The 20,267-nt window shown below is 72.9% G+C and carries 17 protein-coding genes; 8 read left to right on the top strand and 9 right to left on the bottom strand.

What is annotated here, in order from left to right; all coding sequences use genetic code 11:
• The first annotated feature begins 149 nt into the window (after nt 1–149).
• From ABT147_RS20020 to ABT147_RS20010, 3 genes are all read left to right on the top strand, one after another.
• Entirely contained in the window at nt 150–797 is a 648-nt protein-coding gene (locus ABT147_RS20020; protein WP_078935522.1) for a phosphatidylserine decarboxylase, read from the top strand.
• 34 nt (nt 798–831) lie between these two features.
• On the top strand, nt 832–1,653 hold the full coding sequence (gene pssA / locus ABT147_RS20015; RefSeq protein ID WP_351407868.1) for a CDP-diacylglycerol--serine O-phosphatidyltransferase: 822 nt from the start codon (nt 832–834) through the stop codon (nt 1,651–1,653).
• A 204-nt stretch (nt 1,654–1,857) separates the two neighbouring features.
• Nucleotides 1,858–3,057, top strand: a complete 1,200-nt coding sequence (locus tag ABT147_RS20010) for an alpha/beta hydrolase (protein ID WP_351407816.1) — start codon at nt 1,858–1,860, stop codon at nt 3,055–3,057.
• Between the two features lie 42 nt (nt 3,058–3,099).
• Here ABT147_RS20010 and ABT147_RS20005 read toward each other — a convergent pair whose 3' ends face one another.
• Nucleotides 3,100–4,218 (bottom strand): glycerate kinase, encoded by a 1,119-nt coding sequence (locus ABT147_RS20005; protein ID WP_351407866.1) that lies wholly within the window; start codon nt 4,216–4,218, stop codon nt 3,100–3,102.
• Nucleotides 4,219–4,668: 450 nt separating this feature from the next.
• Between ABT147_RS20005 and ABT147_RS20000 the strand changes: the two genes are divergently transcribed.
• From ABT147_RS20000 to ABT147_RS19985, 4 genes are all read left to right on the top strand, one after another.
• Nucleotides 4,669–5,766 (top strand): ADP-ribosylglycohydrolase family protein, encoded by a 1,098-nt coding sequence (locus tag ABT147_RS20000; protein ID WP_351407815.1) that lies wholly within the window; start codon nt 4,669–4,671, stop codon nt 5,764–5,766.
• Between the two features lie 63 nt (nt 5,767–5,829).
• Nucleotides 5,830–6,324 (top strand): NUDIX domain-containing protein, encoded by a 495-nt coding sequence (locus ABT147_RS19995; RefSeq protein WP_351407813.1) that lies wholly within the window; start codon nt 5,830–5,832, stop codon nt 6,322–6,324.
• A 393-nt stretch (nt 6,325–6,717) separates the two neighbouring features.
• On the top strand, nt 6,718–9,198 hold the full coding sequence (locus ABT147_RS19990) for a protein kinase domain-containing protein (RefSeq protein ID WP_351407811.1): 2,481 nt from the start codon (nt 6,718–6,720) through the stop codon (nt 9,196–9,198).
• A 93-nt stretch (nt 9,199–9,291) separates the two neighbouring features.
• Entirely contained in the window at nt 9,292–10,026 is a 735-nt protein-coding gene (locus ABT147_RS19985; protein ID WP_351407809.1) for an SIR2 family NAD-dependent protein deacylase, read from the top strand.
• A 19-nt stretch (nt 10,027–10,045) separates the two neighbouring features.
• Here the strand turns inward: ABT147_RS19985 and ABT147_RS19980 are convergent, their stop codons facing one another.
• The 3 genes from ABT147_RS19980 to ABT147_RS19970 form a co-directional block, all read right to left on the bottom strand.
• Nucleotides 10,046–10,537: a methylated-DNA--[protein]-cysteine S-methyltransferase gene (locus ABT147_RS19980; RefSeq protein WP_351407806.1), complete on the bottom strand. Its 492-nt coding sequence runs from the start codon at nt 10,535–10,537 to the stop codon at nt 10,046–10,048.
• Between the two features lie 31 nt (nt 10,538–10,568).
• Nucleotides 10,569–12,053: an AlkA N-terminal domain-containing protein gene (locus tag ABT147_RS19975; RefSeq protein ID WP_351407863.1), complete on the bottom strand. Its 1,485-nt coding sequence runs from the start codon at nt 12,051–12,053 to the stop codon at nt 10,569–10,571.
• 202 nt (nt 12,054–12,255) lie between these two features.
• Nucleotides 12,256–14,205, bottom strand: coding sequence for a heavy metal translocating P-type ATPase (locus ABT147_RS19970; protein WP_351407804.1), 1,950 nt, complete (start codon nt 14,203–14,205; stop codon nt 12,256–12,258).
• 57 nt (nt 14,206–14,262) lie between these two features.
• Here ABT147_RS19970 and ABT147_RS19965 point away from each other — a divergent pair, with 57 nt between their 5' ends.
• On the top strand, nt 14,263–14,637 hold the full coding sequence (locus ABT147_RS19965) for an ArsR/SmtB family transcription factor (RefSeq protein ID WP_351407802.1): 375 nt from the start codon (nt 14,263–14,265) through the stop codon (nt 14,635–14,637).
• 91 nt (nt 14,638–14,728) lie between these two features.
• Here ABT147_RS19965 and ABT147_RS19960 read toward each other — a convergent pair whose 3' ends face one another.
• From ABT147_RS19960 to eboE, 5 genes are all read right to left on the bottom strand, one after another.
• Nucleotides 14,729–15,577 (bottom strand): hypothetical protein, encoded by an 849-nt coding sequence (locus ABT147_RS19960; RefSeq protein WP_351407800.1) that lies wholly within the window; start codon nt 15,575–15,577, stop codon nt 14,729–14,731.
• Between the two features lie 248 nt (nt 15,578–15,825).
• Nucleotides 15,826–16,335: an O-acetyl-ADP-ribose deacetylase gene (locus ABT147_RS19955; RefSeq protein WP_351407798.1), complete on the bottom strand. Its 510-nt coding sequence runs from the start codon at nt 16,333–16,335 to the stop codon at nt 15,826–15,828.
• A 95-nt stretch (nt 16,336–16,430) separates the two neighbouring features.
• On the bottom strand, nt 16,431–17,702 hold the full coding sequence (locus ABT147_RS19950) for a cytochrome P450 (protein WP_351407796.1): 1,272 nt from the start codon (nt 17,700–17,702) through the stop codon (nt 16,431–16,433).
• The gene (locus tag ABT147_RS19945) at nt 17,699–19,105 is read right to left on the bottom strand and encodes an alkaline phosphatase family protein (RefSeq protein WP_351407793.1); all 1,407 of its coding nucleotides are present in this window, start codon (nt 19,103–19,105) and stop codon (nt 17,699–17,701) included. The genes ABT147_RS19950 and ABT147_RS19945 overlap by 4 nt, the downstream gene beginning before the upstream one ends.
• Nucleotides 19,102–20,259, bottom strand: a complete 1,158-nt coding sequence (gene eboE, locus ABT147_RS19940; protein ID WP_351407791.1) for a metabolite traffic protein EboE — start codon at nt 20,257–20,259, stop codon at nt 19,102–19,104. Before eboE ends, ABT147_RS19945 begins: the two co-directional genes overlap by 4 nt.
• Between the last annotated feature and the right edge of the window lie 8 nt (nt 20,260–20,267).

The raw sequence follows: 20,267 nt of genomic DNA, 5'->3' as shown, positions 1-20,267 counted from the left end.
TCTTCGAGAAGAAGATCACACCCCGTCAGCACTCTTCGGTCGTCGACTCGGCTTCCTGGCTTGCCCAGTTGCGGTCCGCGACCGGTACGATCCCCGGAAAGCCGCCGTCCCCAGTCACCGCGCGGCATCATCCGCTACGAAGGTCATCCATGCCCCACAGCCAAACCTCTGCACCTCGCGGCCGGGTCCGCCTCGCGCGCGGAGCATCGCCGTGGCTTCTCCCGACCGTCGCCACCGCAGCACTCAGCCTCGCCCGTTCGCGCCGCTCCGGTGCCGCTCGGGCCGTGGCCGTACCCGCCACCGCGCTGGCGGCGGGCATGCTGTGGTTCTTCCGCGACCCCGAGCGTGAGATCGCCCAGGGCCGGGTCATCTCGCCCGCCGACGGAGTGGTGCAGAGCATCATGCCGTGGAAGGACGGCCGTACCCGCGTCGCGATCTTCATGAGCCCGCTCAATGTTCACGTCAACCGGGCGCCGCTCTCCGGCACGGTGACGTCGGTCGAGCACATCCCGGGTGGGTTCGTACCGGCGTTCAACAAGGAGAGCGAGAACAACGAGCGCGTCGTCTGGCACTTCGACACCGAACTCGGTGACATCGAGATGATCCAGATCGCCGGCGCCGTGGCTCGCCGTATCGTCCCGTACATCCCCGAGGGCACCAAGGTCGAGCAGGGTGACCGGATCGGGCTGATCCGCTTCGGCTCGCGCGTCGACATCTACCTGCCCGAGGGTGTGGAAATCGACGTCGAGGTGGGTCAGAAGACTGTGGCTGGGGTGACTCGCATTGACCGTGACTGATCCGGAGACCCAGCCCGGCCAGACCGGGTCCTGGGTGCCCGAAGTCGACGAGGTGGAGGACGACGCGGAGGAGATGCCGCTGTCGCTCCGGCTGTCGATAGCGGACACCCTCACCCTGGGCAACGCCACGTGCGGCTTCATGGCGGTGTACTTCACCACCACGGGCATTCTGATCCCGCACCTCACCGGCAGCCAGGAGTCGGGCATGGCCCGCCACAGCGCGGCCACCGCCGTGATCCTGATGCTGTGCGCGGCGATCTTCGACCTGTTCGACGGGCTGGTGGCGCGCAAGCTCCGCTCCTCGCCGATGGGCGCGGAGCTGGACAACCTCTCCGACCTGATCAGCTTCGGCCTCGCGCCCGCGTACTTCGTCCTCGTCTACGGCATGGTCGCGGACGACGCGCACCAGCGCGTGGCGGCGGTGGGCGCGATCGTCGTGCTGCTGGCCGTGGTGCTGAGGCTCGCGAGATTCTCCTGTGTGACGGTCAAGGACGGCACCTTCCAGGGCATGCCGTCGCCGTTCGGCGCGCTGACCGTCGTGTCGATCGTGCTCCTCGAGCTGCCCTTCGTGGCGACGCTCCTGGCGATCATCGGCACGGCATGGCTGATGGTGAGCCGGGTCGAGTACCCGAAGCCTCGGGGTCCCCTCGCGGGCGCGATGCTCTCCTGGATCGTCCTGTCGATGGGCCTGCTGATGGCCTGGGCCTTCGACGCCCCCGGCGGCCAGCTCCTCCTCCAGACCGGCTGCGCCCTGCAGCTCGTCATGGGCGCGGTGATCCCGTTGTTCGCCACGGCACGCCGGGTGAACAACTTCCGCGACAACCGCCGCGAGGCGCGGGCGGCTCAGCTGCCCTGACGCTCCGCTCCAGCACTGACAGGTGTGGCCCGAGCCTTTCCGGCTCGGGCCACACCTGTTTCGCGTTCAAGGGCGTCGGGGTTTGCCCTTGAGGGGTCAACTACCTCGTGTGGGACTCCGGTTGCTGGGGGTGAGGAGGGGGAGGACGGTGGAAAGGGGTGGCTTTCACATCACTTGACACCTTTCGAGCGTCAGGAGAAGAGCATGACCTCGTACCAGCTCGAAGAGCACAGGGTGACGCACACTTCGAAGATCCCGGCGAACGAGGGCATCGAGGTGGAACTGCCCGTCCGCGAGTACAGGGCCACGCAGGGGCACGACCGCGAGCCGGTGCTGATGCTGCACGGCAGGAGTGTCCCGGCGCTCCCGGGCTTCGACCTCGCACCGGTGCCCGGCGAGAACCCGATCCGGTACAGCTGGGCACAGGAACTGGCGAAGGCCGGCTTCGACGTCTTCATCATGGACCTGCAGGGCTCCGGGCGGTCGCCTCGCCCGATGATGGACGTGGCGTGCAACACCAACCCCACCCAGCAGGCGCAGGCGCTCGTCCCCAACCCTCTGACGGAGCCGTGCACTCCCCCGCCCCCGTACGCCTTCCAGCTGGGTAACTCGGAGAGCGAATGGGCGGAGGTGAAGACGGTCGTCGACTTCATCAGGGACCTCCCCGGCGCGGACAAGCCGATCCACTTCGTGGGCTGGTCCGCGGCCGCGTTCGTGATGGGCCCCTACGCGCTCCAGTACCCCAACGACGTCAAGAGCCTCTTCCTGCTCGCCCCGATGTTCCCGCCGAAGGGGCGCTGGTCGGAGCAGGTCGACGAACCCTTCGGACGTCCGGCCGAGGCCGCGCAGCTGCCCATGCCCGGTTTCCCGATGCACGTCACCAGCAAGACGGGGTTCAAGGCCGCCCTGAGCGGCCCCGCCGCCCTGTGGGAGCCCGGCATCGACGAGCTGGCGTGGGAAGCCTGCATGCAGGACGACCACGAGGGCAGCAAGTGGGGCCCCAGGGTGAACGGCGGCGAGCCCGAAGGAGTGCTGCGCTACCGGAACACCTACTGGTGGGGCTGGAACAACCACACCGTGCCGCTCATGCACAAGGACAAGTACGTGCTCGGTGGTCGCGTACCCGTGCTCATCCTCTACGGACAGAACGACCGGACGGCCAACAGCCCGACGCCGATGCCCGACAACCTGAACTTCTCCGTGCCGGCCCTCTACAAGGCCATCGCGGGAACGAAGAAGCTGATGTTCTGCTTCGAGGGTTCGGGCCACTCCCTCGTCTGGGAGACCACCGCCGAGGCCATCCACCACTTCTCGAAACACTGGTTGAAGAAGGGCGAGGTCGAGGGTCACGGCTGCGGCAGCTTCTTCAGGGAACTCGACGGCAATCTGATCCGCCTGCCCTAGGGCCTGTTGCGAAAGTGGCGTCGTCGCCCGAAGGGCGGCCGGTCAGGTGAGGAAGTCCCGGCCGATCCGCTCGGCCGCCCGCTCCAGGATCGGCCCCGGATCGGCGAGGCACCGCTCCACGTCCGGCTCGACGTCCGTCAGGGGATAGACCCGGCGGAATCCGGCCCGCCCCAGCGCCTCCGGCTGGAGGGCCAGGCGGCCACAGACGGCCACGACCTCCTTGCCGGCGGCCCTGGCGGCGGCCGCGACCCCCGCCGGGGCCTTGCCGTGCAGGGTCTGCTCGTCGAGGGAGCCCTCGCCGGTGATGACGAGGGTGACCTTCTCCAGCGCCGCCGCGAAGCCGAGGACGTCGAGCATGACCTCGATGCCGGGGCGGAAACGGGCGCCGAGGACGAGCGCGCCGTAGCCGATGCCCCCGGCGGCACCCGCACCGGGGGCGCGTGCGTGCTCGGCGGCGCGCCCCCCGATCGTCGTCTCCAGGACGGCCGCGAAGTGGCCGAGGGCCGTGTCCAGCGCCGACACGTCCTCGGGGCTCGCGCCCTTCTGCGGGCCGTAGACGGCGGGCGCGCCCTTCGGGCCGGTCAGCGGATTGTCGACGTCGCTGGCCAGGACGAGGTCGATGGACGCGAGCCGCTCGTCGAGGCCCGACAGGTCCGCCGTCGCCAGGTCGCGCAGGCCTCCGCCGCCGGGCCCGACGGGCTCGCCCGCCGCGTCCAGAAAGCGGGCCCCGAGCGCGGCGAGCATGCCCGCGCCGCCGTCCGTCGTGGCGCTGCCGCCGACGCCGAACACGATCGTGCGGGCGCCCGCGTCGAGCGCGGCGCGCAGCAGTTCCCCGGAACCGTACGTGGAGGCGGTGAGCGGCGCGAAGACCCCGGCGGGGAGCCGCTGCAGCCCGCTCGCCTCGGCCATCTCGACGACGGCCGTGTCGCCGCGCAGCGCGTACGCGGCGGTGACCGGCTCGCCGAGCGGGCCCTCGACCCGTACCTCGCGTCGCTCGAAGCCGGCCGCGACCGCCGCGGCCACCGTGCCGTCGCCGCCGTCGGCGACGGGCAGCGCCTCGACCTCCAGATCGGGCAGGACCCGGCGCAGGCCCGCCGTGACCCGCTCGGCGACCTGGACGGCCGTCAGCGTGCCCTTGAACTTGTCCGCGGCGATCAGCACCCGCGGGACTGCCGTGTCCGTGTCGATACCCTTGTCGATCCCGTCCACTGCGGCGTTCGCCACCTTGCGTTCCCCTCGCTCGTCGAGCCTTGCCCACGTCAAGGCAGTCGCGCCGCTGCGACCCTAACCGCCCCGGCCCCGTACGTCATGCCCCGTCCCGCCCACCGAACACCGGGCGGGGGCCGCCGGCGGGGGGAGAACGGCGGCCCCGACACTGCTTGCGCGCGGTCCGGGGGCGGCCAGGGGCGCTGCGCCGTCCTCAGCCCCTGGGACGGCCGGGCCCGGCACGGGGGCCTTCGCGCCGCGCGAGGACCCGGCGCGGCCCGGAACCCCACGCGCGGGCGCCGCCCACCCCGCGCCGCCCGCTCCACTCCACGCCCTCTCCGCCGTACGCCCCCGTCCGTACGCCACCCCCGGGCGGCCGGGCCCGGGATTGGGTACACCTCAGGTATGACGCCCACGACCATCAAGCCGCTCACGCCCCCCGTGGGTGCCGATCTCGCCGACCGTGTGCTCGGGGGCTGGGTGGGCCGGATCGCGGGGAACATGCTCGGGAAGCCGGTCGAGCAGGGGGACGTGTGGACGCGGGAGCGTATCGACCGGTATCTGCGGCAGGCCGGGGCGCTGCCGCTCACCGACTATCTCCCGGAGCCGCTGACCGAGAGCGACGGGCTCGCGCTGCGGCCGGAGTGGCGGAGCTGTGTGCGGGGCCGGATCCACGGCAGCTGCCGTGACGACGACGTCGACTACGCGATCCTCGGGCTCCACCTCCTGGAGACGCACGGGTTCGGCTTCAGCACCGAGCAGGTCGGCGACCTGTGGCTGCTGCGGCTGCCGTATCTGCAGACGTTCACGGCGGAGCGGGCGGCCTACCGCAACCTCGCCCGGGGTCTGAAGCCGCCGCTGACCGCCACGTACGAGAACCCGTACCAGGAGTGGATCGGCGCCCTCATCCGCGCCGACGTCCACGGCTGGACCTCCCCCGGCCTGCCCCGGCGCGCGGCCTCGCTCGCCCGGCGTGACGCCGTGCTGTCGCACACCGGCAACGGGGTGTACGGCGCGATGTGGGCGGCGGCGCTGGTCGCGGCGGCGTTCACGGCGCCGGGGGTGCGGGCGGCCGTGGACGAGGCGCTGGCGGTGATCCCGGCGAGCAGCCGGCTCGCCCGGACCGTACGGCGCGTCGTGTCGCTGTACGACGCCGGGCTGGGCTGGGAGGACACGCTCACGACGGTGGGCGAGGAGACGGCCGGGCTGGGCTGGATCCATGTGGTGCCGAACGCGGCGGTGCTGACCGCCGGGCTGCTGTACGGCGAGGGCGACTTCACCCGGACCGTCGCGCTGACCGTCCGCGCCGGCCTGGACACCGACTCGAACGGGGCCACCGCCGGTTCGGTGGCGGGTGTGCTGTGCGGGGCGGCGGCGATCCCGGACCGGTGGAAGGACCCGTTGGAGGACACCGTGCGCAGCGCTGTGTTCGGCTTCGACGGGGTGCGCATCAGCGAACTCGCGGAGCGCACGGTGCGGTTGGCGGAGTCCTCCGGCCCCTGAGCGCCGGTCGCTCCGCTCCCGAGCGCCGATTTCACGCCCTTCGGGGCCGTCTACCCTTCCTGGATGACCACTCAGGACTTTGCCACGTACCTCGCGAGCCTGCCCCGTGTCCTCGCCGGCGCCGCCGCCCTCTTCCGGGACGCCGAGGGGCGGGTGCTGCTCGTCGAGCCCAACTACCGCGAGGGATGGGCGCTCCCGGGCGGGACGATCGAGTCGGACGACGGGGAGAGCCCGCGGCAGGGTGCGCGGCGCGAGACCCTGGAGGAGATCGGGCTGGACGTCGAGCTGGGGCCGCTGCTCGCCGTGGACTGGGTGCGCCTCGGGGCGGGACGGCCGCCGCTGGTGGCGTATGTGTACGACGGCGGGGTGCTCGGCGAGGAGGAGCTGAAGCGGATCCGGCTGCAGGAGGAGGAGCTGCTGTCGTGGCGGCTCGTCCCGCGCGCCGAACTCACCGACCATCTCCTCGGACCGCTCGGTCTCCGGGTGCTCGCCGCCCTGGACGCGTTGACGGACGGCACCGGTACGGTCGAACTGGAGAACGGCGAGCGGGTGGTCTGAACCAGCGAAGATCAGCCACGGCGGTGCCGTTCGACCCTCGCCCGCCACTTACAGGAGTCACTGACATCGCGTCAACTACCCTTGTACGGAACGTGAGAAGGGTGAACCCTTCACTTAATAGAAGTTTAAAGCGCTGGCTGAAAACGCTGCCCGTTCATCACTTCAGCATCTAGGCTGACGCCAACCCCGTCCGAGCGATCGCGCCCCATGGCCTCGCTCAGGAACCGGGGCAGCACTTGGGACACCCGTGACCGGCGGCCCGGGCGCGGGCCGTGGCTCCGGGAGATCCGGGGCCCCTGGGGGAACGGTCACCGGGAGCCGCCCGGAGCAGTCGGTCTCCCCCCACCCGCGGGCCGTTCGTCGCCCGTCCTCACCGAACAGGCAGCTGAGGTCATGGAACCACTGGGCTCAGACGATCCCGAGGAGCTAGGTCCCTACCGTCTCGTGGCACGGCTCGGCGCAGGCGGGATGGGACGGGTCTATCTGGCGCGCTCCCCGGAAGGGCGGACCGTCGCGGTCAAGGCCATCCGTCCCGAGCTGATGGGGGACAAGAACTTCCGTATCCGCTTCCGCCGGGAGGTGGAGGCCGCCGGAGCCGTCAGCGGCAGGTACACCGCGCCCGTGGTGGACGCCGACCCGGAGGGCACCGTCCCGTGGCTGGCCACGGACTACATCGCCGGTCCCACCCTGGCCGAGGCGGTCGCCGCGCACGGCCCGCTCCCGGTGGAGTCGGTGCTCGTGCTGGGCGCCGGTATCGCCGAGGCACTGATCTCGGTGCAGGCCGCCGGGCTGGTGCACCGCGACCTCAAGCCGTCCAACGTGCTGCTCGCCGCCGACGGCCCGCGCGTCATCGACTTCGGCATCGTCCGGGCGAGCGACGGCTACGACCTCACCCGCTCCGGTGCCCTCTTCGGCTCCTTCGAGTACATGTGCCCCGAGCAGGCCACGGGCGAGCCGCTGGGCCCCGAGGGGGACGTCTTCTCGCTGGGCTCGGTGCTCACCTTCGCCGCCGCCGGGCACGCGCCGTTCAGCGGCACCGCGGCGGCCACGCTGCTCTACCAGGTCGTGCACAGCGCACCCGACCTGACGGGCGTGCCCGAGCCGCTGGACAAGATCATCAACCTCTGTCTCACCAAGGACCCCCGGCTGCGGATCACGCCGGACAAGCTGGCCGCGGCGTGCGCGCCCGGGGGCGTGGAGCCGACGGCGGGAGAGGGTTGGCTGCCCGCGTCGGTGGCCTCCTCGATCGCCCTCCGCGCGGCGGCGGTGGAGAGCCTGGACGGCACGCCGTACACCGATGTCGCGTTCCCCGCCGCCGGGACCGACTCCGAACCGGACGCGTACGGCCGGAACCGCGACCGCGCCGCGTACGACTACCAGCGGGAACGCGCCGCCTACGCCCCGCCGCGGGACCGGGCCGCCTACGACCCGCAGCGCGGCCGGGCCGCGTACGACTTCGAGGGGGCCCAGGCGCCCGGCGCCACCGAGACCCCGTCGACGTACGACTCCGGCGGCCGGGGCGACGGCTCCGGGCTCCCGGGCCGCCTGGCCGAGGTGCCGCCGCCCGGCGGGGCCGGCGGAACCGGTGGCGTCGGCGCCGAGCCGCCGGGCGCCGAGCCCTCCTCCCGTGCGGAGCCCTACTCCGCTCCCGAGGAGCCGGAGCCGTACCGCTCCGCCTCCCCCGGGCATCGCCGCGCCGTACCCCGGCCCGGCCCGTCACGCCGTACGGTCCTCACCGCCTCGGCCGGCGCCGCCACCGCCGCCGCGGTCGGCGCCGCCCTGGTGCTCGGCCGACGGAAGGAGCCGGCCGCGCGGTCCACCAAGCCCGCGGGTCCGGCCCCGAAGCCGCTGTGGACCTACCGGGGCGGCCCGCTGCTCCAGGCACCCGCCGTCTTCAACGACGGCACGGCCCTGGTGAAGACCCGCCCGGGTGACTTGGTCTGTCTGGACCTCAAGGACGGCACCCGGCCCAAGTGGGTCTACGAGGGCATCAGCCAGTCGCCCACCCCGACGGTGCTGGCCTTCGACGCCGCGGTCGCGCTCGGTGAGGGGTCGACGGTGATCGGCATCGACCCGGTCGACGGAACGGAACGTTTCACCATCGACTTCGGGCCGGACTTCCGGTTCAACACGCTGCTCGGCGCCACCGAGGACCGGGCCGTCTCCGTCATCGGGGTCCGGCTGCGGCGCGAGTCCGACGAACAGGGCGTGGCGACCTCCACGGACACGGTGTTCGGCGTCGACCTCGCGGCCCGTCGCGCCGAGGTCATCCCCATCAGCCCGGAGGACGTCGGTGTCCGGCTGGCGCCGGTCATCGTCCCCGAGTTCTTCGTCTACGCCGACGGCCTGCGCAACATCACCGCCCGGGACACCGACAACTCCGGTGTCGTGTGGCGCCACCCCGTCGGCTACGACCTGCGGCCCGGCCTCGCCGTGCTCAACCGCACGGTGTACGCCATCGGCCGGGAGCTCGAAGCCCTCAACCTCGCCACCGGCAAGCTCCGTTGGCGGGTGAAGCCGGAGCGCGGCATGTTCGCCTCCCTCGGCGGCTACGGCAACACGGTCTACGTCACCGGCACGGACCCCGCCGGGGTGTACGCCTTCAACGCCGGGACCGGCGCCCGCCGTTGGTTCTGCCCCACCCCGCGCCTCAACATCGACCAGCCGGTCACGGCGGGCCCCGACGCCGTCTACGTCCCCGCCTACCAGAACAGGAACGGCTTCTACGCGATCGGCGCCGCCAAGGGCAGACTCCTGTGGAACTTCACCGACGGCCTGGAGACCGGCGTCAACGACTGGCAGCTCGCCTGCGACCACAGCGGCGTCCTGGTCGCCCAGCACTACGACCGCACCTACGGCCTGCCGGCCCCCTGACACCACCGCGGCCGGACCGCCGCACCCGGCCGCGACCGGTGTCCGCCCCGATATCCGCTCGCCCCGGCCGGACGGCCGACCTACCCTCACCCCATGAACAAGCCCCTGGTCGCCATCCTCAGCGGAGCGGGCATCTCCACCGACTCCGGCATCCCCGACTACCGGGGCCCGAACGGGCTGTGGCGGCGGGATCCGGAGGCCGAGAAGCTGGTGACGTACGAGTACTACATGGGCGATCCGGAGATCCGCCGGCGGTCGTGGCAGATGCGGCGGCGGAACCGGACGCTGAAGGCGGAGCCGAACGTGGCGCACCGGGCCGTGGCCGAGCTGGAGCGGTCCGGGGTGCCGGTGCGGGTGATCACGCAGAACGTGGACGGGCTGCACCAGCTCGCCGGGATGCCGGCCCGCAAGGTTCTCGAACTGCACGGCAGCGCACGCTCCGTAGTGTGCGTGAAGTGCCATGCCCGGGGGCCGATGGAGGACGCCCTCGCCCGGGTCGACGCCGGCGAGGACGATCCGCCCTGTCTGGAGTGCGGCGGGGTGCTGAAGTCCGCCACCGTCATGTTCGGTGAGCGCCTCGATCCGGTGGTGCTCGGGGAGGCCGTCGCGATCACCAAGGCCTGCCAGGTCTTCATCGCCGTCGGCACCACCCTCCAGGTCCAGCCCGCCGCCGGGCTCGCCGGGGTCGCCGCCGACCACGGGGCACGCCTGATCATCGTCAACGCCGAGCCGACCCCGTACGACGAACGGGCGGACGAGGTCGTACGGGAGCCGATCGGGACGGCGCTGCCGGAGGTGCTGCGGGGGCTCGGCGCCGAGAGCGTCTGACGGGCCGGGGGCCTGTCCCTCAGAAGAGGGCGGCCCCTCGTTCGAAGTCCAGCAGGCGCCGCTTGCGCTCCATGCCGCCGCCGTAGCCGGTAAGGCTGCCGTCGGAGCCGACCACGCGGTGGCAGGGGACGATGATCCCGACAGGGTTCTTGCCATTGGCCAGGCCGACCGCGCGGGAGGCCTTGGGGTTGCCGAGGGCGTCCGCGAGTTCGCCGTACGAGCGGGTCTCGCCGTAGGGGATCCGCGCGAGCTGTTCCCAGACCCGGCGCTGGAACGGGGTTCCGTGCAGCCTGAGTTCGACGGTGAACTCCTTCGACTCTCCCGCGAAATACGCCTCCAGCTGCTCCTCCGCCTCGGCGAAGAGCGTGTCGTCGCGCCCGCCGAAGCTCTCCTCCGGCGGGCGGTGGCGCTGCTCGGTCATGTACAGCCCGCACAGGACACCGTCGTCGGCGACGAGGGTGAGGGGGCCGTAGGGGCTGTCGACAACGGTGTGCCGCTTCTGCTGATTCATGGACGATCCTTGAAAACCATGGCGAACGGGCTTATACGGGAAGGAAGTTGATGGGGTGGCTGTCCGTCGCCCACAGGTACTGGACCGCGTACGCCCGCCACGGCCGCCAGGCCGCCGCTCGGGCCGTGAGCGCCGCCGGGGTGGACGGCAGACCCAACTCCTGTGCGGCGCGCCGGATTCCGAGGTCGCCGGCCAGGAAGGCGTCGGGGTCGCCGAGGGCGCGCATGGCGATGACGTCGACGGTCCAGGGGCCGAAGCCGGGGAGGGCGAGGAGGCGGGCCCGGGTCTCCGCCCAGTCGCTGTCGACACCCAAGCGCAGTCGCCCGTCAGCGAGTTGCCCGACCAGCGTGGTGAACGTGGTCCGGCGGGTGCGGGGCATCGCGAGGGTCTCGGGGTCGGCGCCCGCCAGTGCCTCGGGGGAGGGGAAGAGATGGGTGAGGCCGCCCTCGGGGTCGTCGACCGGTTCGCCGTGCGCGACGACCAGCCGGGCCGCGTGCGTCCGGGCGGCGGCCGTGGACACCTGCTGGCCGAGCACCGCCCGTACGGCGAACTCCGCCTCGTCGACCGTACGCGGCACCCGGCGCCCCGGCGCCTTGTCCACCAGCGGCGCGAGCACGGGGTCGGCGCGCAGCTGCTCGTCGACGGCGACCGGGTCGGCGTCCAGGTCGAGCATGCGGCGGCAGCGGCTGATGGCGACCGGCAGGTCACGCAGATCGCCGAGGGTGAGCCGGCAGGCGATGTGGTCGGGCCGGGGTGTGAGGCCCACGACGCCGTGGCCGTACGGCAGGCGCAGGGTGCGCCGATAGGTGCCGTCGCGCCACTCCTCCACTCCGGGTACGGCGGTCGCGACGAGGTGGCCGAAGAGGTTGTCGGGGTTGAGCGGGGCCCGGAACGGCAGCCGCAGGCTCAGCACCCCTGACGTACCGGGCGAGTCGGAGCGCTGTCGTACCGAACGCGTCGCCCGCTCGCGCAGTTCGCTCGGGGGCAGCGCGAAGACCTCTCGCACGGTGTCGTTGAACGTCCGGATCGACGCGAACCCGGCGGCGAAGGCGATCTCCGCCATCGGCAGCGCGGTCGTCTCGATCAGCAGCCGCGCGGTCTGCGCCCGCTGCGCCCGGGCGAGTGCCAGCGGCCCCGCGCCCAGTTCGGCGAGCAGCTGCCGTTCGACCTGGCGGGTGCTGTAGCCGAGCCGCCGCGCCAGCCCCGGCACGCCCTCGCGGTCCACCACCCCGTCCCCCACGAGCCGCATCGCCCGCGCCACGAGGTCGGCCCGCTGGTCCCACTCCGGCGACCCGGGGCTCGTGTCCGGCCGGCACCGCTTGCACGCCCGGAACCCGGCCTGCTGACACGCCGCCGCGCTCGGGTAGAACGTCATGTTCTCCACCTTCGGCGGGACCACCGGGCAACTGGGCCGGCAGTAGATCCGCGTGGTCACCACGGCCGTGAAGAACCACCCGTCGAACCGCGCGTCCTTCGACCGCACGGCCCGCACACACCGCTCCGTATCCGCGTACATCCCATTCCGCATGCCTCAAGCATCGGGGAGGGGAGGGAGGAGGGCTGGCGGAAATCCGACATCAGCGTGGGCCGACCTGCGACCGCCGGAAGCCCGGCGGTCTTTCAGGGGCGCGGGGCTGTGACATGTGCGGCTTCGCCGCGTGGGCGCGACCAGCCAGTACGAACCCGCAGCCGCCCTACGACACAAGCCCCTCCCCCCATCAGGCGCCCGTAGCCCTTCCCCACGCGGACTCCCGCAACAACCGCAGCCCGTTCAGCCCCACCAACACCGTGGACCCCTCGTGCCCGGCCACCCCGAGGGGCAGCGGCAGATGTCCCACCAGGTCCCACACCACCAGCACGGCGATGCACACCCCCGCGATCACCAGGTTCTGCACCACCAGCCGCCGAGCCGCCCGCGACAGCCGCACCACCGCCGGAATCGCGCCCAGCTCGTCCCGCACCACCACCGCGTCCGCCGTCTCCAGCGCGAGATCGGACCCGGCGCGCCCCATCGCCACCCCGGAGTGCGCGGCGGCGAGCGCGGGCGCGTCGTTGACGCCGTCCCCGACGAACAGCACCTTCCGGCCCCCGTCCTGGAGCCCCTGTACGGCCTCGACCTTGTCCTGCGGCAGCAGTCCGGCCCGTACGTCGGTGATCCCGGTGTCCGTCGCCACCCGGGCGGCGGCGCGCGCGTTGTCCCCGGTCAGCAGGACCGGGGACGCCCCGGTCACGGCGGTGAGCGCGGACACGGCGGCGGGCGCGTCGTGGCGCAGCCGGTCGGCCAGGGTGAGCGTCCCGACGGGGCGCCGGTCGCGCGAGACGAGGACGGTGGTCCCCTCGCCGTCCCCGTCGTCGGCGGTCTCCTCGCTCTCGCCGGGCCGCCCCACGGTCACCACACGCCCCTCGACGGTCGCGCGCACCCCCCGCCCGGGCAGGGCCGCGAAGTCCTCGGCGGCGGCCACGCGCAGCCCCCGGGCCCCGGCGGCGGCCACCACCGCCCGGGCCAGCGGGTGCTCACTGGGGTGCTCGGCGGACGCGGCCAGCGCCAGCAGCGCGTCCTCGTCGAGCCCGGAGCCCGGCAGCGGCCGTACGGACGTCACCTCGGGCGTGCCCTCCGTGAGCGTGCCGGTCTTGTCGAGGGCGGCGGTGTCGATCTCGCCCAGCCGTTCCATCGCGACGGCGGACTTCACGAGGACACCGTGGCGGCCGGCGTTGGCGATGGCGGAGAGCAGTGGCGGCATGGTGGCGAGGACGACCGCGCAGGGCGAGGCCACGATCATGAAGGTCATGGCGCGGAGCAGCGCGGCCGTGAGGTCCTCGCCGAAGGCCAGCGGGACACCGAAGACGGCGAGGGTGGCGACGACGATACCGACGGCGTACCGCTGTTCGACCTTCTCGATGAACAGCTGGGTCGGCGCCTTGGTGCGGGAGGCCTCCTCGACGAGGCTCACGATGCGGGCGATCACGGAGTCGGCCGGGTCGCGGGTGACGCGGACACGCAGCGCGCCCGTGCCGTTGAGGGTGCCCGCGAAGACCTCGTCGCCGGGGGCCTTGGGGACGGGCAGGGGTTCGCCGGTGATGGTGGCCTGGTCGGCCTCGCTCTCCCCCTCCAGGACCTGCCCGTCGGCGCCGATGCGCTCGCCGGGGCGGACCAGCACCATGTCCCCGACGGCGAGTTCGCCGGTCGGCACGGTCTCCTCGGCGGAGCCGTCCGCCGGCAGCCGGGTGGCCGTGGTGGGCGCGAGATCGAGGAGCCCGCGTACGGAGTCGGCGGTGCGGGCGGTGGCCAGGGCCTCCAGGGCGCCGGAGGTGGCGAAGATGACGATCAGCAGACCGCCGTCGAGGACCTGGCCGATCGCGGCGGCGCCCAGCGCCGCGACGATCATCAGCAGGTCGACGTCCAGGCTCTTCTCGCGCAGCGCCCGCAGCCCTTCGAGGGCGGGCTCCCAGCCGCCGGCCGCGTACGCGATCACATAGAGCGGGCCGTACAGCCAGGCGGAGAACCCGGCGAGGTCCAGCGGGAACGCGAGCAGGAAGGCGACGGTCGACGCGAGTGCCCAGCGGGCCTCGGGCAGGGCGAGGATCCGGGTACGGCGGCGGGGGGCCGTCGGCGCGGACGTACGGCGGGCCGGTGACGGAGCGAGGGTGACAGACACGCGCCACACCATACAGGAACACATGAAGACTCATTCATGCCTTCATGTGCCATGGGTAAGATATCCGCCATGGGTCATGGAGCCGTCACCTCAGCGCAGGACGCCACCCCTCGCGTGCGCCTGGACGCGGCCAATGTCGCCAAGGTGGCCACCACCCTCCAGGCCCTCTCCACCCCGTCCCGCCTGCTGATCCTGGCCCGACTGCGCGAAGGCCCGCTCCCGGCGACCGAGTTGGCCGCCGAGGTCGGGATGGAACAGTCCGCCTGCTCCCACCAGCTGCGCCTGCTGCGCAACCTCGGTCTGGTCGTGGGCGAGCGGCAGGGCCGTTCGGTGGTGTACGCGCTGCACGACCACCATGTCGCCGAGCTGCTGGACCAGGCCGTCTACCACGTCGAGCACTTGAGGCTGGGGCTCAGCGACGCGCCGGACCCGGACGGGGACTGAGGCACGGACGCCGGCGACCCGGGCACCGGGAGCGGTGCGCGGGCCGGGCGGTCACGTCGCGGGCCGGGCGGTCACGTCGCGGGCCGGGTGGTCACGTCGCGGGCAGCGTCGGCAGGGTGGGCGTCAGACCGCCGAGGAGGCCGGTGACCAGGCCGAGGACCGGCTGCAGCAGACCGGTGACGACGCCGAGGACCGGGGCGAGCAGACCGGTCACCGCGCCCAGGACGGCGCCCAGGTCGAGCGAGGTCAGGGCCTTGAGCAGGGCGTCGACCGCGGCCTGGAGCGCGGCCAGCAGATCCGCGACCGGGTCGGCCGCCGCGGCGGCGCGGTCGGTGCCGGCCGGGGCCGCCGCCTCCAGCTTCTGGAGCCGCTGCTGAACGGTGGTGTGGGCCGTGCGGAGGGCCTCCACGTGCCGGGCCGCCTCGGCGGCGTCGAGCTCGTCGGCGTCCAGCTTGGCGATGGTGGTCAACTCGTCCAGCAGCGGGGCGAGTACGTCCTTGTCGTCCATGCGGTCAAGCAGGTCCAGCTGGTCGAGCAGCACGTCCGCGTCGGTCGCGACGGCGTCGGCGTCCGTGGCGGTGTCCGTGGCCGTATCGGTGGCCGTGTCGGCGTCGATGTCCGCCAGGAGCCCGTCCAGATCGAGGTCGAGTTCAGCGAGGAACGCCTCCACCTCGGCCTCCTCCTTCTCGATGAGCGCCTCCACGTCGGCTTCCTCCTGGGCGATGAGCGCGTCGATCTGCGCGTCCAACGCGTCGAAGAGGTCGTCCAGTTCGTCTGCGGGGACCGCGCGGGTCCCTGTCGAGGTGCGGTCCGAGGCGGTGCGGTCCGAGGCGGTGCGGCCCGCGTCGACGGCCGCGGTTGCGGTGCCGACCGGCCCGAAGACCAGTGCCCCGCAGACCAGGGGCGACAGGAGGAGACCACGGGAGACGAGGGCGCGCATGCACGTTCCTTTCGAAGCAGCTGTCCTTGCGCTCACCGTGGGAGGCGGTACGGCCCGCCGCAACCGATCACGCGGCCGGGGCCCGGCCCGTCGGCCGATCACGCGGACGACCCTGACCAGGCTGTTTCCCCCTCGGGGCGAGCCCCGTACGACTCCGTTCGACACGCTCCGGCCGTTCGCCCGTCAGAGTGCGGGAGGGCGGCGCGCCCGGCCGCCTCACCCCGTCGACCAGTCAGCCCGTCGACCCGTCAGCCGGCCTGTTCGGCGAACGCCGCGTACGCCTCGTCGTCGAAGAGGACGAATCTGACCTCCTCGACCGATGTCTCCGTGGCGCGGACGGTCTGCACGGCGATGCGGGCGGCGTCGTCCATCGGCCAGCCGTAGATGCCGGCGGAGACGGCGGGGAAGGCGACCGTGCGGGCGCCCAGCTCGTCGGCCACGCGGAGGGACTCGCGGTAGCAGGAGACGAGGAGGGCGGAGCGGTCGAGGCTCTGGCTGTGGACCGGGCCGACCGTGTGGATGACCCAGCGCGCGTCCAGGTCGCCCGCGGTCGTGGCGACGGCCTGGCCGGTGGGCAGGCCCTTGCCGTAGTGGCCCGCGCGGAGCTTGCGGCAGTCGGCCAGGATCGCGGGGCCGCCGCGCCGGTGGATCGCGCCGTCCACTCCTCCCCCGCCGAGGAGGGAGGAGTTCGCGGCGTTGACGATGGCGTCGACGGACTGCTGGGTGATGTCGCCCCGGACGAGGGTGATGGTGGTCATGCCCGCCTCTATATCAGCCGACGGGACGCGCGGGCCGCCCTATATCGGGCCTTGTCAGCGTGTGCCGGGGCCGCGCCGGTCCGCCGACTCCCGGCCTACCAGCTCACCGGCAGCGACCTCACCCCGTGGATGGTGCTCATCGTCAGGGCGAAGTCCTCCGGGGGTGCGGTCAGACGCAGGCCGGGGAGGCGGTCGAAGAGGGCGGGCAGGCCGACCTGGAGTTCCGCGCGGGCGAGGGACTGGCCGATGCACTGGTGCAGTCCGTGGCCGAAGGCCAGATGGCCGGTGGTGGCGCGGCGGACGTCCAGCTCGTCGGGGTCGGCGAACACGGACGGGTCGCGGTTGGCGGCCTGGACCGCCACGATCACGCCCTCGCCGGCGCGGATACGGACGCCCGCGACCTCCGCGTCCTCGGTGGCCAGCCGTCGCAGCCCCGAGTGCGCGACGGTCTGATGGCGCAGCAGCTCCTCGACGGCCCCGGGCCACAGGCCGGGGTCCGCACGCAGGGCGGCGAGCTGTTCGGGGTGGCGCAGCAGGGCCACCACCGCGAGCGGGACCATGTTCGCGGTCGTCTCATGGCCCGCGACCAGCAGCAGCGCGGCGATGCCGACGGCCTCGGGCGCGCTGACCTCGCCGGTCGCCACCCGGTCCCGCGCGAGCCGCGAGATGAGGTCGTCGGCGGGCTCCCGGGTCCGCCGGTCGAGCAGCTCTCCCAAGTACGTCTGGAGGGCCTGACGGGCGGCCCGCATCTCCTCCGGTCCGGAGGTGAGCGTGCTGATCGCCCTGGCCTGCCGCTGGAAGAAGTCGTGGTCCTCGTACGGCACCCCGAGCAGCTCGCAGGTGACGAGCGAGGGCAGCGGCAGGGCGTACGACTCGACGAGGTCGGCCCGCGTGACGTGGGCCGCGCCCACCCCCGCCCCCGCGTGGGTCGCGCCCTCCACCGCGCCCGCCTCCACCGCGCCCGCCTCGGCCGCGCCCACCCCGGCCGTGCCCGTCATCGCGTCCAGCAGCTCGTCGCAGATGCGGGCGATGGCCGGCCTCAGTCGCTCGATACGGCGGAAGGTGAAGTCGGGGATCAGGACGCGGCGCAGCCGGGTGTGGTCGGGCGGGTCCATCATGAAGAACTGGCCCGGTTTGCGTGGCGGCGGCTCCGGCCGGAAGCCGGGGAAGCCCTCACGGGTCGCGTCGGCGCTGAAGCGCGGGTCGGCGAGGACCGCGCGGGCGTCCTCGTGCCGGGTGACCAGCCAGGGGCTGTTGTCGCCCCAGACCGTCACCCGCCGGATCGGCTCCTCTGCCCGCCACTTGGCGTACTCGGGCGACGGGTCGAGCAGCGGGCGGACGGCGGGAAGGGGAGGGTGGGCCGTCATGCGGGGCGCCCCTCGGCTTCCGCGTCCAGTCCCGCCAGCCTTAGCAGCAGCGACTTGATCTCGGTGGCGGCGTACGCCTCACGGCTCGACTCGCCGGTGGAACACAGCAGTACGGGACCGTCGTCGGGGTCGGCGGGCAGGCGGCCGTGGCTGCCGCTGACACCGGCGGGGTTCAGCGGCACCGTGCTGATGCGGTAGCGGAAGCCCAGCTTCTTGCGGGCGAGTTGGCCGGCCGCGCGCAGTTTCACGTTGGGGACGGTGTCGTCCCACAGCAGCTCGGCGGGGTCGTAGCCGGGCTTGCGGTGGATCTCGACCTGACGGGCGAAGTCGGGGGCGCGCGCGTCGTCGAGCCAGTAGTAGTACGTGAACCAGGCGTCGGGGTCGGCGACCGCGACGAGTTCGCCTGAGCGTTCGTGGTCCAGGCCCTGCGCCGCCTTGCCCTCGGCGTCCAACACCTGGTCCACACCGTCGAGTTCGGCGAGGATCTTGGCGACCTCCGCCGTGTCGGCCGGGTCCCGTACGTACACGTGGGCGATCTGGTGGTCGGCGACGGCGAAGGCCCGGGAGGCCCAGGGGTCGAGGTACTCCATGCCGTCCTGGGTGTACACCTGGAGCAGCCCGGCCCGGCGCAGGGCCCGGTTGATGTCCACGGGGCGGGAGACGGGGGTGATGCCGTACTCGCTGAGCGCGACCACGGTGGCGCCCGCGTCCAGGAAGTGGTCGATCAACGGGCGCAGGGCGTCGTCGAGTTGGCGGGCGGCCTGGATCGTGGCGGGTGAGTCGGGGCCGGATCGCTGGGGCTCGTAGTCGAGTTGGGGGATGTAGACGAGGGTGAGGTCCGGTTCGTGCTCGTCGAAGACCTGGCGGGCGGCGCCGAGGATCCACTGGGTGGAGGGCATGCCGGCGTTGGGGCCCCAGTAGGTGAAGAGGGGGAACGGGCCCAGCCGGTCGGTGAGTTCGTCGTGCAGGGACGGCGGCCAGGTGTAGCAGTCGGGTTCCTTGCGGCCGTCGGAGTAGTAGACCGGGCGTGGGGTGACGGTGAGGTCGACGTCCGCGCCCATCGCGTACCACCAGCAGATGTTGGCGACCTTGTAGTCGGGGTCGGACCTGCGGGCCGTCTCCCAGATCTTCTCGCCGCCGACGAGCGCGTTGTGCTGGCGCCACAGCAGCACCTCGCCGAGGTCCCGGAAGTACCAGCCGTTGCCCACCGCGCCGTGCCCGGCGGGTGGTTCGCCGGTGAGGAACGTGGACTGGACCGCGCAGGTCACGGCGGGCAGCACGGGGTCGAGCCGGGCCCGGAAGCCGCGCTCGCCGAGGGCGGCCACGGCGGGCATGTGCCGGAGCAGTTTCGGGGTGAGGCCGACGATGTCGAGGACGACGAGCCGGTTGGGCGGAGTGCTCACTGGTGGTCCTCCTTGAGGCCCAGGCCGGTCAACCGGTCGCGGGCCCAGGCGAGTTCGGCGGCGATACCGCCGGGCAGGTCGGTGGGCGGTTCGGGCAGGACGGACCAGGTGTAGGTCTCGACCTCGATGTGGTCGCAGTCGGCCGAGGCCCCGCCGAGCAGTCCGGCCAGGACCAGGCTCAGCTGGTCGGCGGTGGTGCGCAGCGGCGGTTCGGGGTCGGCGTGCAGCGGGGCGTGGAAGTGGACGCGCCAGGGGCCGGTGTCGGTGGGCAGGGCCCCGTCCAGCGCGTCCGGGAGGTCGTCGGCGCCCCGTACGCCAGCCGCCGTCGGGGTGCGGGTCTGGTGCAGGAAGCGGGGCTCGACGAAGCGGCCCAGGGCCGTACGGGTCGCCGGGTCGGCCGGATCAGGGGCCTCGACCGCGCAGGACGCCTGGAGCTTGACGACGGGCAGCCCGGCCTCGGCCAGGCGGCGCAGGGCGGCGCCGGGTTCCTCGAACTGCACGGCGAGATGGCAGGCGTCGAGACAGACGCCGAGCCGCTCGGGGTCGAGGCCGCGCAGTTCCCGTACGGCCTGGGCGGTGGTCTCCACGACGCAGCCGGGCTCCGGTTCGAAGCCGACCCGGATACGGCGGCCGGTGTCCGACTCGATCTCGGCGAGCCCGGCGGTGAGCCGGTCCAGGGCGCGGCGGGCGGCGTCGGCGCGGTCCGGCGGCCAGGGGGTGCGCCAGGCCAGCGGCAGGGTGGAGACGCTGCCGCGCTCGGCGTCGTCGGGGAGGAGCGCGGCGAGGACGCGGGCGCAGTCGAGGGTGTGGCTCAGCCGGGCCTCGTCCGCCCAGTCGGGGAGGTACACGTCCTTCTTGACCACCTCGCGGTGGAACCCGGCGTACGGGAAGGCGTTGAGGGTGACGGTCTCCAGGCCCCGCGCGGCGAGTTCGCCCTTGAGACGCTTCAACTCGCTCGGTTCCACGACCAGTTCGGAGACCACGTCGCGGGCGAGCCAGAGCCCGATGCCCAGCCGGTCGGCGCCGAGGCGTTCGCGCACCGGCTCGGCATAGGTGGCGAGTTGGGCGAGGACGCCGTCGAGGTCCTCCGCCTGGTGGACATTGCTGCAGTAGCCGAGGTGGACGGCGGTGCCGTCCGGATGCCGGAAGCGCATGGCCTCGC

This window comes from Streptomyces sp. NPDC001868 (genome assembly GCF_040297125.1).
Taxonomy (GTDB): domain Bacteria; phylum Actinomycetota; class Actinomycetes; order Streptomycetales; family Streptomycetaceae; genus Streptomyces.
Note: the sequence above shows the minus strand (reverse complement) of the source record. Positions and strands in the feature narration are given on the sequence as shown.

Bases quoted from the DNA above. Each gene is read 5' to 3' on its own strand.
- ABT147_RS20020 (WP_078935522.1), top strand. From the start codon at position 150: ATGCCCCACAGCCAAACCTCTGCACCTCGCGGCCGGGTCCGCCTCGCG.
- ABT147_RS20010 (WP_351407816.1), top strand. From the start codon at position 1,858: ATGACCTCGTACCAGCTCGAAGAGCACAGGGTGACGCACACTTCGAAG.
- ABT147_RS20000 (WP_351407815.1), top strand. From the start codon at position 4,669: ATGACGCCCACGACCATCAAGCCGCTCACGCCCCCCGTGGGTGCCGAT.
- ABT147_RS19995 (WP_351407813.1), top strand. From the start codon at position 5,830: ATGACCACTCAGGACTTTGCCACGTACCTCGCGAGCCTGCCCCGTGTC.
- ABT147_RS19990 (WP_351407811.1), top strand. From the start codon at position 6,718: ATGGAACCACTGGGCTCAGACGATCCCGAGGAGCTAGGTCCCTACCGT.
- ABT147_RS19985 (WP_351407809.1), top strand. From the start codon at position 9,292: ATGAACAAGCCCCTGGTCGCCATCCTCAGCGGAGCGGGCATCTCCACC.
- ABT147_RS19980 (WP_351407806.1), bottom strand. From the start codon at position 10,537: ATGAATCAGCAGAAGCGGCACACCGTTGTCGACAGCCCCTACGGCCCC.
- ABT147_RS19975 (WP_351407863.1), bottom strand. From the start codon at position 12,053: ATGTACGCGGATACGGAGCGGTGTGTGCGGGCCGTGCGGTCGAAGGAC.
- ABT147_RS19970 (WP_351407804.1), bottom strand. From the start codon at position 14,205: ATGGTGTGGCGCGTGTCTGTCACCCTCGCTCCGTCACCGGCCCGCCGT.
- ABT147_RS19965 (WP_351407802.1), top strand. From the start codon at position 14,263: ATGGGTCATGGAGCCGTCACCTCAGCGCAGGACGCCACCCCTCGCGTG.
- ABT147_RS19960 (WP_351407800.1), bottom strand. From the start codon at position 15,577: ATGCGCGCCCTCGTCTCCCGTGGTCTCCTCCTGTCGCCCCTGGTCTGC.
- ABT147_RS19955 (WP_351407798.1), bottom strand. From the start codon at position 16,335: ATGACCACCATCACCCTCGTCCGGGGCGACATCACCCAGCAGTCCGTC.
- ABT147_RS19950 (WP_351407796.1), bottom strand. From the start codon at position 17,702: ATGACGGCCCACCCTCCCCTTCCCGCCGTCCGCCCGCTGCTCGACCCG.
- eboE (WP_351407791.1), bottom strand. From the start codon at position 20,259: ATGCGCTTCCGGCATCCGGACGGCACCGCCGTCCACCTCGGCTACTGC.